Annotated in this window: 9 protein-coding genes; 6 read left to right on the top strand and 3 right to left on the bottom strand. The window is 72.1% G+C overall.

What is annotated here, in order from left to right:
- Window positions 1-2 precede the first annotated feature (2 nt).
- From ACFOX0_RS16120 to ACFOX0_RS16095, 6 genes are all read left to right on the top strand, one after another.
- Window positions 3-872, top strand: a complete 870-nt coding sequence (locus ACFOX0_RS16120) for a class I SAM-dependent methyltransferase (RefSeq protein ID WP_377546333.1) — start codon at window positions 3-5, stop codon at window positions 870-872.
- Window positions 869-1081 carry an MbtH family protein gene (locus ACFOX0_RS16115; protein ID WP_377546331.1) on the top strand — a complete coding sequence of 71 codons (213 nt, stop codon included), beginning with the start codon at window positions 869-871 and terminating at the stop codon, window positions 1079-1081. The genes ACFOX0_RS16120 and ACFOX0_RS16115 overlap by 4 nt, the downstream gene beginning before the upstream one ends.
- Window positions 1082-2569 (top strand): alpha/beta hydrolase, encoded by a 1488-nt coding sequence (locus tag ACFOX0_RS16110; protein WP_377546329.1) that lies wholly within the window; start codon window positions 1082-1084, stop codon window positions 2567-2569.
- A gap of 28 nt (window positions 2570-2597) precedes the next feature.
- Window positions 2598-3020, top strand: a complete 423-nt coding sequence (gene panD / locus ACFOX0_RS16105; protein WP_377546326.1) for an aspartate 1-decarboxylase — start codon at window positions 2598-2600, stop codon at window positions 3018-3020.
- Window positions 3021-3068: 48 nt separating this feature from the next.
- On the top strand, window positions 3069-3500 hold the full coding sequence (locus ACFOX0_RS16100; protein WP_377546324.1) for a hypothetical protein: 432 nt from the start codon (window positions 3069-3071) through the stop codon (window positions 3498-3500).
- A gap of 85 nt (window positions 3501-3585) precedes the next feature.
- Window positions 3586-9198, top strand: coding sequence for a non-ribosomal peptide synthetase family protein (locus ACFOX0_RS16095; protein ID WP_377546322.1), 5613 nt, complete (start codon window positions 3586-3588; stop codon window positions 9196-9198).
- Between the two features lie 21 nt (window positions 9199-9219).
- Here ACFOX0_RS16095 and ACFOX0_RS16090 read toward each other — a convergent pair whose 3' ends face one another.
- The 3 genes from ACFOX0_RS16090 to ACFOX0_RS16080 all read right to left on the bottom strand — a co-directional run bounded on the left by ACFOX0_RS16090 (window position 9220) and on the right by ACFOX0_RS16080 (window position 11510).
- On the bottom strand, window positions 9220-9876 hold the full coding sequence (locus ACFOX0_RS16090; RefSeq protein ID WP_377546319.1) for a 4'-phosphopantetheinyl transferase family protein: 657 nt from the start codon (window positions 9874-9876) through the stop codon (window positions 9220-9222).
- Entirely contained in the window at window positions 9873-10706 is an 834-nt protein-coding gene (locus tag ACFOX0_RS16085; RefSeq protein WP_377546317.1) for a metallophosphoesterase family protein, read from the bottom strand. Before ACFOX0_RS16085 ends, ACFOX0_RS16090 begins: the two co-directional genes overlap by 4 nt.
- Window positions 10707-10823: 117 nt before the next feature.
- On the bottom strand, window positions 10824-11510 hold the full coding sequence (locus ACFOX0_RS16080; RefSeq protein ID WP_377546315.1) for a hypothetical protein: 687 nt from the start codon (window positions 11508-11510) through the stop codon (window positions 10824-10826).
- Between the last annotated feature and the right edge of the window lie 70 nt (window positions 11511-11580).

The raw sequence follows: 11580 nt of genomic DNA, 5'->3' as shown, positions 1-11580 counted from the left end.
TCATGACCACCACCGCACCGGCGACGCCCACCGAGGGCGAGTTCCGCCAGTCCTACTACGGCGCCGGCGAACACCCCGACCCCGAGGGCGAACTCAACCGCCTGCGCCTGCAGGCCACCGCCTCCTGGCCCAAGGAGGCCCGGGTGCTGCGCGAGTTCGGCATCCGCCCGGACGCGGACCTGCTCGAGGTCGGCTCCGGGCCCGGCTTCACCACCGAGCTGCTGCTGCAGGAGGTGCCGCAGGGCTCGGTGACGTGCCTGGAGCTGGAGCCGCACCAGATCGCCGAGGCCACCGGGTACCTGCAGCGCCGGGCCGCCAGCCCGCCCCGCATCATCGAGGGGTCCATCCTGGACGCGCCGCTGCCCGACGCCTCCTTCGACCTGGTCCACGCCCGGTTCGTGCTCCAGCACGTGCCCGACCCGGTCCAGGCGCTGACCGAGATGCGGCGGCTGCTGCGCCCCGGCGGCCGTACCGTCATCGTCGACATCGACGACCGGCTCTGGGGCAGTGTGCACCCGAGCGCCGACCTGCCGGTGATCGAGAAGATCATCGAGGGCCGGGTCGCGATGCAGGCCGCCCGCGGCGGTGACCGGCTGATCGGCCGCCGGGTGCCGGCCCTGCTGCGCGAGGCCGGTTACACCGACATCCGGGTCGAGGCGGTCGCGGTGTCCAGCGACGAACTGGGCATGGCGGCGCTGGAGCCGCAGCTCAACGTCCGGTCCCGGTACGCGCTGATGGTCGACCAGAACCCGGAGGCCGCCGCCGCGGTCGCGCACGTGGCCGACCTCGTCGACCAGTTCCTGGCCCTGCCGGACGCCTCGGCGATGCTGCTGGTCTTCATGTTCACCGGTGTCAAGCCGGAGCAGTCGTGAGCACCGCCGCCACCGCCGGCTGGGCGGTCGTCGTCAACGGCGAGGAGCAGTACTCGGTGTGGCCGGACTTCCGGCCCGTCCCGCCCGGCTGGCGGACCACCGGCTTCACCGGTGCACGACAGGAATGCCTGGACCACATCGCCGTGGTGTGGACCGACATGCGCCCGCGGACCGTACGCGAGCAGCAGACCACCATCGAGGGGGAGTAGATGACGGGGACCGCAACCGGAGCGCCGGCGTTGACCTGGCGCCCACACGACAGCGACCCCGGCTACCAGGTGGCCACCGTGGCGGTGCCACGCGACCACGGGCAACCGGGCGGGCCGACCATCGACCTGGAGATCATCCGGCGCCCGGCCGCCGATCCGCAGCGGCGCCTCGGAACGCTGTTCTTCGTCCCGGGCGGCCCGGCGTTCCCCGGCGTGACCCTGCTGCCGTCGCATCACCGGTTCCTGCCGGCCGAGGTCCGCGAGCGGTTCGACGTGGTCAGCCTCGATCCGCGCGGCTCCGGCGCCAGCACCCCGGTGCACGGGTTCGTCTCGATGGAGGAGGCGATGACCGTCTTCGCCGGCCTGCCTCAGCCGTTCCCGGTGAACGACGTGGAGGGCGCGGTCTGGATCGAGCGGTTCACCCAGTTCGGTGCGCTGGTCCGGGAGCGCAACGCCGACCTGCTGCCGTACATCTCCACCACCGGCATCGCCCACGACATCGCGCTGCTCGCCGACGCACTCGGGGAAGAGCAGATCAACTTCTACGGCATCTCGTACGGCGCACTGCTCGGCGTGGTCCTGGCCAACCTCTACCCCCAGCGGGTACGGGCCATGGTGCTCGACGGCAGCATCGACCCGGTCGCGTGGTATCACCCGGACGCCGAGCCGGAGCTGTGCACGCCGCTGCGGGTGGGGTTCGACCTCGCCGCCGACGCCGGCCTCAACCTCTTCCTCGACCTGGCCGGCGCCTCGGCCAGCCCGTTCTCGGCCGGCTCGCCGGAGGCCACCCGGGCGAAGTTCGCGACGCTGCTGCAGCGGCTGCGTGACCGGCCGGTGCGACTGTCCACTCCGGCCGGCGAAGCCGAGATCAACTACGGCACCGTCATCGCCCACATGTGGGTGACGCTGTACCAGACCGCGTACTGGGACGAGCAGGCGCGACGGCTGCAGGATCTGTGGCTGGCCACCGAGGCCGACGACGAGCCGTACGTCACCGCCTTCGACTTCTCCGGTTCGCCGGAGGGCGCCGACGTGCCCCCGCTGTTCGCCAGCCCGCCCGAGCAGTCGCTGTCCCTGCTCGGCGGGGACGCACCGGCCCCGGCCGACGCGCAGAGCTGGTTCGCCCAGACGAAGCTGGCCGAGGACCGCGCCGGTGGGATGGGCTCGATCGTGGCGTGGCCCGCGGTCGCCACCGCCGGCTGGCCTGCCGCGGCCGGCCGCTACACCGGGCCGTGGGACCGCCGGACCGCGGCGCCGGTGCTGTTCATCGGTGTCACCGGTGACCCGGGCACACCGTACGAGGTCACCCGCCGCCTGTCCGGCACGTTGCCGGGCGCTCGCCTGCTGACCGTGGACGGCGTCGGGCACACCACCCACTACAACCCCGACGAGCGCGTGCACCGGCTGGTCGCGGCGTACCTGGCCGACGGGGAACTGCCCCCGCCGGGCACGACGCTGCGGCAGGAGAACTCGCCCTTCCGGACCTGAACCGGACCCCCACCGAAAGGCCCGCATCATGATCCGCACCTTCATGAAGTCGAAGATCCACCGTGCCACCGTGACCCAGGCCGACCTGCACTACGTCGGATCGGTGACCATCAGCAAGGAGCTGATGGAGGCGGCCGACCTGCTGCCCGGCGAGAAGGTCGACGTCGTCGACATCGACAACGGGGCACGGCTGTCGACCTATGTCATCGAGGGCCCCGCCAACTCCGGCGTCCTGGGCATCAACGGCGCCGCGGCCCGGCTCGTCAGCCCCGGCGATCTGGTCATCATCATCGCGTACGCCCAGGTCAGCGACGAGGAACTGAAGTCGCTGGAGCCTCGTGTGGTGTTCGTCGACGACCGCAACCGGGCGATCACGGTCGGATCCGACCCGGCCGAGGCCCCCGAGGGCGGGCCCCTGATGCGCGGCGACGTGGTCGCCGTGCAGGGTTGACCGGCCGGCATCCGCCGTCCACTTCGTAGTCGAACCGAGGAGCTGTCCGTGAAGTCCGAACCGCCCATCGTCAAGGTCTTCGAGTCCCAGCCGGGTCAGGTCCGTCGTGTGAACATCGACATCGTCGGCGGAAACATCCGGCTGAACGCGTCCCGCCGTGACACCGTCGCGGTTCGGGCCAAGGGAGACACCGCCACGCTCGGCGCGAAGGCCCACGTCGCCGGCGACGTCCTGCACATCGGGTCGTCGTCCGCGTGGCGTTACTTCCGGCAGCGGGGCCGGATCGACCTCATTCTCGACCTGCCGAACGACATGGACGTCGACATCAAGGTGTTCGGCGCCGACGTGGTGGTGGACGGCGGCACCGGCCGTCTGCACGTCAAGAGCGTCGCACTGTCCATCGAGGGCACCACGTACTCCCGCGACGTGCAGGTCAAGTTCCGGGTCGGATCAAACGACCTGGCCACCCCGAACTGCTGAGCGATCGGCGTACCCGGCCACCGGCGGCCCCGCGCCCGCCGGTGGCCGCGCGCCGCGCGTGGCATCGAAACCCTCTGGAGAGATCATGACGACGGCCGCAGCATCCTCGGCCACGGCCGCCCGCCGGCCCGGCCTGACACCCCTGTCCTTCGCCCAGGAACGGCTCTGGTTCCTGGAGCAGCTCGTCCCCGGCACCGCCGTGCAGAACGTGCCCCTGGCCGCCCGGATGCGGGGCCACATCGACCTGGCCGTCCTCGAACGCGCGATCGGGACCCTGGTCGAGCGGCACGAGACACTGCGTACCGCGTTCATCTCGGCCGACGGTGAGCCGATGCAGCGTGTCCTGCCCGAGCTGCACGTCCCGCTGGAGGTGCTCGATGCCGGGGACGCCGCGCCGGACGGCCCGCGGACCGCGGCTTGGCTGGCCGAGCTCGCCGCCGTCCCGTTCGACCTGACCGCGCCTCCGCTGCTGCGCGCGACCCTGCTGCGGCACGGCCCGGACGACCACACCCTGCTGTTCGTGATGCACCACATCATCTCCGACGGCTGGTCGGTCGGCGTGCTCTTCAAGGAGCTGTTCGCCACCATCGCGGCCCGGCACGGCGGTGCCGGCGCGCCGCTGCCCCCGCTGCCGATCCAGTACGGCGACTTCGCGGTCCGGCAGCGGGAACGGTACGCCGCCGGCGACTTCGACGCCGACCTCGACTACTGGCGTGACCGGCTGGGCAGCACCGTCCCGGCGCTGGACCTGCCGATGGCCCGCCCGCGTGCCGACACCGGGCCCGCCATCGCCGCCGGCGGCCGCGTCTGCCTGGAGCTCGGCGCCGAGCTGAGCGCCGCCCTCGACGCCTTCGGCCGGGCCCACCGGTCCACCCTGTACATGATTCTGCTCAGCGGTTACGTCGCCCTGCTGGCCCGGCATCGCGGCATCGGCCAGGAAGACGGGCCGCTGGTCGTCGGCACACCGATCGCCAACCGCAACGAGCTCGACATCGAAGGCCTGATCGGATTCTTCGTCAACGCGCTGGCCCTGCGGTTCGACATCACCACCGGCATGAGCATGCGTGAGCTGCTGCGCCACGTACGGTCGGTGGCGATCGGCGCGTTCGGTCACCAGAACGTCCCGTTCGAGAAGCTGGTCGCCGAGCTGCGCCCGGAACGGCAGATGAGTCAGGCCCCGCTCTTCCAGACCATGTTCGTGCTGCAGAATGCCGGCCAGGACGCCGGCTCCCTGCCCGGCCTCGACGTCGAGCCGCTCGACGTGCACACCGGCACCGCCAAGTTCGACCTGCTGCTGTCGGTGACACCGCGCGCCGGTGGCCTGGTCGCGGCACTGGAATACGACGCCGGCCGGTTCGACGAGGACACCGCGGCCCGCCTGCTGCACCGCTACGCCACCCTGCTGGCGGCGGCCGTGGCCGAGCCCGAGACCCCACTGCGGGACCTGCCCATGCTGCCCGGGCATGAGCGCGCCGAGCTGCTGGGCAACGGCCGCCGCCGCGCGGAACCGGCCGGCGCCGGCACCCTGCACGAGCTGCTCGCCGCACAGACGCGGCGTACACCCGATGGCGTGGCCGTCACCTTCGCGGGGGAGGACCTGACGTACGCGCAGCTCGACGAGAGCGCGGGCCGGCTCGCCCGGCGGCTGCACGAGCACGGGGTACGGCCGGGGGACCGGGTCGCGCTGTTCGTCGACCGGTCGCTGTGGACGGTGACGGCGATCGCGGCGGTGCTGCGGGCCGGCGCCGCCTACGTGCCGCTGGATCCCGCCTACCCGACCGCCCGGCTCAACGCCATCGTCACCGACGCCCGGCCGACGGTCCTGCTCACCCGGGCACACATGGCCGGCCAGCTGCCGGACAGCCCGGCGCCGGTGCTGTCGCTGGACGAGCTGGACCTCACCGGCGCCGAACCACTCCCGCCGGTGCCGGCCGGCCCGGACGCCGGGGCGTACGTCATCTACACCTCCGGTTCCACCGGTACACCCAAGGGTGTGCTGATCACCCACCGCAACGTGATCAGGCTCTTCGAGGCGGCCGAGGAGCTGTTCACCTTCGGCCCGGCCGACGTCTGGACCCTGTTCCACTCGTACGCCTTCGACTTCTCGGTCTGGGAGATGTGGGGCGCGCTGCTCTACGGCGGCCGGGTCGTGGTGGTGCCCACCGAGACGGCCCGGTCGGCGGAGGCCTACCACGAGCTGGTCCGCGACGAGGGCGTCACCGTGCTCAACCAGACGCCGTCCGCGTTCGTCCAGTTCAGCGCGGCCGCGGTACGCGCCGGCGACGCACTGGCCCTGCGGTATGTCGTCTTCGGCGGCGAGGCCCTGGACCCGCAGACCCTGCGCCCGTGGATCAACCGGTACGGCGACCAGCAGCCGCTGCTGATCAACATGTACGGCATCACCGAGACCACGGTGCACGTGACCTACCGGGTCATCCGGGCCGCCGACGCGGAACAGCCCGGCCGCAGCCCGATCGGGATCCCGCTGGCCGATCTCGAGTTGTTCGTCCTGGACGGCACCGCGATGCATCCGGCTCCAGCCGGGGTGCCCGGCGAGCTGTACGTCGGCGGGGCGGGACTGGCCCGGGCGTACCTCAACTCGCCTGCCCTGACCGCCGACCGGTTCGTGCCGCACCCGTTCGCCGACCGGCCCGGCGCCCGGCTGTACCGGACCGGCGACCTGGCCCGGGCGATGCCCGACGGCGCGGTCGAATACCTGGGGCGCATCGACCACCAGGTGAAGATCCGCGGGTTCCGGATCGAGACCGGCGAGGTGGAGGCGGGTCTGCTCGCCCACCCGGCGATCACCGCGGCCGTGGTGCAGGCCCACGAGACCGGCGACGGCGACCGCCGCCTGGTCGGTTATCTCGTGCCGGACCCGGCCGCCCTGGACGCGGCGGCGTCACCGCCCGGCGCCGGCCCCAACTTCGTCTCCCGCAACCACATCGCCGAGTGGGAGCAGGTGTTCGACGGGATGTACGGGTCGGCCGCCGGCGCCCTCGCCGACGACTTCGACATCACCGGCTGGAACAGCACCTACACCAACGCCCCGCTGCCGGCCGAGGAGATGCGGGAGTGGGTGTCGGCCACCGTCTCGGCGGTACGCGACCTGCAACCGCGCCGGATCCTCGAGGTGGGCTGCGGGACCGGTCTGCTGCTGCACCGCCTCGCGCCGGACGCTCTGGAGTACGTCGGCACCGACCTGTCCGCCGACGCGATCGCCACCCTCAAGGGCCGGGTCACGGCTGATCACGTGACACTGCTGCACCAGGCGGCCGACGTGGTCCACGACCTGCCGCACGACCTCTTCGACACTGTGGTGATCAACTCGGTGGTCCAGTACTTCCCCGACGTGGAGTACCTGACCACGGTGCTGAGCCGGATCGCCGGGATCCTGCCGTACGGCGCGGCGATCTTCGTCGGTGACGTCCGCGACCTGCGCCTGGTGCAGGCCTTCCACCTCTCGGTCGAGCTGGCCCGCGCGGCCGACGACATGCCGGTGACCCGCCTGCGCGGTCAGATCACCCGGCGTGTCCAGGAGGAGGAGGAACTGCTCTGTGACCCGCGCTACTTCCCGGCCCTGCGTTCCCGGATCCCCCGACTGGCCTCGGTCGAGGTCCGGCCGCGGCGCGGCCGCTTCCACAACGAGATGAGCTGCTTCCGGTACGACGTGGTGCTGCGCCTGGACGAGGCACGTCCCCCGGTGCCGGAGACCGAGGTGGCCTGGTCACCCGGCCTGGACCTGAAGGCGCTGCTCGCCGCGCCCGCCGGGGACCGTCCGCTGCGCGTCGCCGGGATCGCCAACCCGCGCGTGGAGGCGCCCGTGCGCGCGCTGGATCTGCTGGCCCGGGCCGCGCCCGGCGCGAGCCTGGTCGACCTGCGCCGCGAGACCGACCGCGCCCCGGCGACCGGCATCGAGATCGAGGACGTCGCGGCACTGGCCGAGGCGGCCGGCCGGAGTTACCGCTTCCACCCGAACGCGGACCTGCCCGGTGCGTACGACCTGGTGCTCGACGGGGGACCGGGTGAGGTCGCGGTGACCGACGCGGGCCCGCTCGGCGCGCCGGAGCTGTACGCCAACGACCCGCCCCGGGCGCTGCGCCGTCGCCGGCTGGTGCCGTCGGTCCGCGAGTTCCTCGGCCGGCGGGTGCCCGGCTACATGGTCCCGGCCGCGTTCGTCGTCGTGGACGCCTTGCCGCTCACCCCGAACGGCAAGGTCGACCGGGAGGCGCTGCCGGCCGCCGACGCCGACAGCGTGATCCGCGAGACCGGGCACGTGGCGCCCCGGACCGAGGCCGAAGCGGTGGTCACCCGGATCTGCGCCGAGGTGCTCGGCCTGGAACGGGTGGGCGCGGACGACAACTTCTTCGAGATCGGCGGCCATTCCCTGGTCGCCACCCGGTTCGTCTACCGGCTGCGCGAGGAGTTCGACTCGGAGATCCCGCTGCGGGTGCTCTTCGAGTCGCCGACCATGGCCGGCATCGCCGCCGCCATCGCATCCGCCGGCGACGGTGACGGCGGCGGCGCCGACCTGGTCGCCGAGGTCCGACTGGCCAGTGACATCGTGCCGACCTATCCGGTGGCCGCGGTGGCCGCCGATCCGCGTACCGCCCTGCTCACCGGGGCGACCGGCTTCCTCGGCGCCTTCCTGCTGCGCGAGCTGCTCGACAGCACCGAGGTGGTCGTGCACTGCCTGGTCCGGGGCGACAGCACGGCACCCGCCCGGGACCGGCTGGCCGGTGCGCTCGCCCGGTTCGAGCTGGATCTGCCGTGGGATCGCATCGTGGTGCACGCCGGAGACCTCGCGGAACCGTGGCTGGGACTGGGCGAGAGCCTTTTCGACGACCTGGCCCGCACGGTCGACGTGGTGTACCACGCCGGCGCCTCGGTCAACCTGGTCTACCCGTACGCCCAGCTCAAGGCCGCCAACGTGACCGGCACCGAGCAGGTGCTGCGGCTGGCGGCACGCCACCGCACGGTCCCGGTGCACTACGTCTCCACCATCGGTGTCTTCGGCGCACAGACCCCGGCCGACGGGCCCGGCGGCACCATCCGGCAGGACGCCCCGACGGGCCCGCCCGCGTCCCTGGGCACCGGTTACACCCGCAGCAAGTGGGTGGCCGAGCAGGTGGTCGGTGTCGCCCGGGAGCGGGGCCTGCCGGCCGTCGTCTACCGGCCGTCGCGGATCAGCGGCGACACCCGCACCGGCGCGTGCCAGGGTGATGACTACCTGTGGCGGGTCCTGAAGGGATGCGTGCAGGCCGGAGCCGTTCCGGCCGGCGCCGCCATGGCCGTGGACCTGGTGCCGGTGGACTACGTGGCCGGCGCGATCCGGGCGATCTCTCGGTCACGCCAACCCGACCCGGTCGCCTACCACCTCACCCACCGCCGGCCGGTCACCCTCACCGACATGGTGCGGCGACTGCGCGACCTGGGCTACCTCCTCGCCGAGGTGCCGTTCCCGCGGTGGTGCGAGCGGGTCGAGGCGGACCCGGACAACGCCGCCTATCCGCTTCTCGGAGTTCTGAACGACGGCAGCGGCGGCATGACAGACGCGCTGTTCGACATCACCGAGACCGAGTCGGCACTGTCCGGCACGGGGGTACACTTGCCCGACCTCGATGACGCCTCGTTCACCCGTACCGTCGACTATTTCGTCCGTACCGGACAGTTGCCCGCCCCCGGCCTGCCGGCGTAGCCGACCGCACCGACGGGTGCCTCAGCCAACGACGGCCGCGGTCCCCACGATGCCCCGGCTGACCAGGAATCTCCCGGTCAGCCGGGCCAGGGCCGGGCCGCCGTCCAGACGGCTGCCGTCGACCCGTAGCTCGGCGGTGAACGTGCCCGCGGCCGCATCGATGCCCATCCGCGCCTCGAGGAAGTCCAGCTCCCGCCGGGTCAGCGGATACCAGGCCTTGAACACCGATTCCTTGGCGCTGAACAACAACCGGTCCCAGTGCACGCCAGGGGCGGCGATCCGCAGCCGATTGAGCATGTCCCGCTCCTCGGGCAGGATTACCAGCTCATCCACCCCTTCCGGTAGCGGGCCGTTCGGCTCGGCATCGATGCCGAGCGACACCGCGTCCTCGGCGCGGGCCACCGCCGCGGCCCGATACCCACGACAATGCGTGATGCTGCCGATCACCCCAGCCGGCCACACCGGTTCGCCGCGTGGTCCGCGTGGAATGGCTACCGGCGCATGACCGAGTATGGCCAGCGCCTCACGGGCGCAGCGGCGGGCTCCGGTGAACTCGCGCCGGCGACCGTCCACCGCCCGGGCGACGAAACTCTCCTCGCCGGGAAACACCGGCTCGTCGCCGGCGTCCCCGAAGGACTCCACCGACACCACGCCCGCCGGCAGCAGCCGCTCGATCACGACGCCCCGCCCAGAATCCGGCGCATCGGCTGCGGTGACGGGCCTCGCTTACGCCACTCCCGCGGGTAGCCGAGCGACACCTCCTCGAAGCGGACGCCGTCGTAGAAGGTGGTGCGGGGGATGTGCAGGTGCCCGTACACCGCCACCGCGGCCTGGTAGCGCACGTGCCAGTCCGCGGTGCGTGTCGTGCCGCACCACTGGGCGAACTCCGGATACCACATCACCTCGGTGGGCTGCCTGACCAGTGGCCAGTGGCTGACCAACACGGTGGCCGTGTTGTCGGGGAGCGCGTCGAGGCGCCGGGTGGTGGTTGCCAGCCGATCCCAGCACCACGACTCCCGGTCCGGATACGGGTCCGGATGCAGCATCACCTCGTCGGTGCAGACCACCCCGGCGTCGTACGCCTTCTTCAGCGACTCCTCCTTGGTGCTCGTTCCCGCGACGCGGAACGAGTAGTCGTACAACTGAAACAGTGGCACCACCGTGACCGGACCGTCCGGGCCGGACCAGACAGGGTATTCGTCTTCCGGGGTGTGCACCCCGTTGTCCCGGCACATCCGGACCAGCGCCTCGTACCGTTCGACGCCGCGCGTTTGTACCGGATCACTGGGATGGGTCCAGAGCTCGTGATTGCCAGGCACCCACACGACCGTGGCGAAGCGGGCGCTCAGCCTGCTCAGTGTCTTCTCGACATCGGCGAAGATCTCACCTACGTCACCCGCCACGATCAGCCAATCCTCAGGCGATTCGGGACGTAGGCGGTCGACGATCACCCGATTCTCGGCATACGAGACATGGAGATCGCTGGTGGCGAACAGGCTCCCCGTCATGCAGACGATCCTGCCGCAGCCAGCCGGGGCACATCGATCCGAGGCATGCTATTCGCGGTAAGTGAGAAGCAACTGCCGCCGGCTCCGTCAGCGGCCGAAACCCGGCAGCGGGACCAGCTACTGCCGCGGGCCGTCCGGCCGGTACAGCGGGCGGAGTTGGTCGGTCAGGTCGGCGGTGTCGTCGCTGACCCACGAGCGCTGTCCCTCGGCCTGGCCGGCGACCGGCGGCGGGGCCTGCGGTGACCGGTCGCCGGACCGCGGCCAGCCGGTCGGCCCGGCCGGTCGCTCCCAGTGCGGCGGCGCGGGCGGGTACGCCGGCTGGACCGGGTAGTCCGGCCCGTACGCCGGGGGGTGTTCGGGACTGACCGACACCGGCCGCTGGTCGGTCCGGTCCGCGTCGTCGGCCCCGGCGTACAGGGCGATCATGCCCCGGTAGTGCCGCCACCGCCGGGTCCGCAGCACGGTCGCCACCAGCGGTACGCCCAGCAGCGCGGCGAGCCCCTCGGCCGGGCGCAGCAGCATCGGGTCCCCCGCCGGGTAGAGCCCGAGCAGGACCTGCCGTACCCGTTCCGGGTCGGCGGCCAGCCAACCGGCCAGCGCCAGGTACACCAGCCCGGCCAGCGCCGGCCCGACCGGGGAGATCCGCGCCGTGACCAGCACGGCGAACAGGACCCCCGCGATGAGGTACGCGATCGGGACGACCGGCACCGGCTGTGGGTCCTGCTGTTCCAGCCCGTAGCCGGTCAGCACCCAGATCGCCGGGGCGAGGGCGAGTGACAGCAGGAGCGAGTTGACGTGGCGCATCCGAGGCTCCCTGGTGATACCTCCTCGGACGATACCCGCAGTGGTCAACCGGTCACCCGATTGCGGCAAA

It is taken from the genome of Micromonospora zhanjiangensis (genome assembly GCF_042650605.1).
GTDB classification, from domain to species: domain Bacteria; phylum Actinomycetota; class Actinomycetes; order Mycobacteriales; family Micromonosporaceae; genus Micromonospora_J; species Micromonospora_J zhanjiangensis.
The sequence above is the reverse complement of the archived record's forward strand: the minus strand, read 5'-3'. Positions and strand labels throughout refer to the sequence as shown.

What these genes read in the sequence shown, in the direction of transcription:
- ACFOX0_RS16085 (WP_377546317.1), bottom strand. Translation starts at nt 10,706, where the DNA reads ATGACGGGGAGCCTGTTCGCCACCAGCGATCTCCATGTCTCGTATGCC.
- panD (WP_377546326.1), top strand. Translation starts at nt 2,598, where the DNA reads ATGATCCGCACCTTCATGAAGTCGAAGATCCACCGTGCCACCGTGACC.
- ACFOX0_RS16080 (WP_377546315.1), bottom strand. Translation starts at nt 11,510, where the DNA reads ATGCGCCACGTCAACTCGCTCCTGCTGTCACTCGCCCTCGCCCCGGCG.
- ACFOX0_RS16120 (WP_377546333.1), top strand. Translation starts at nt 3, where the DNA reads ATGACCACCACCGCACCGGCGACGCCCACCGAGGGCGAGTTCCGCCAG.
- ACFOX0_RS16110 (WP_377546329.1), top strand. Translation starts at nt 1,082, where the DNA reads ATGACGGGGACCGCAACCGGAGCGCCGGCGTTGACCTGGCGCCCACAC.
- ACFOX0_RS16095 (WP_377546322.1), top strand. Translation starts at nt 3,586, where the DNA reads ATGACGACGGCCGCAGCATCCTCGGCCACGGCCGCCCGCCGGCCCGGC.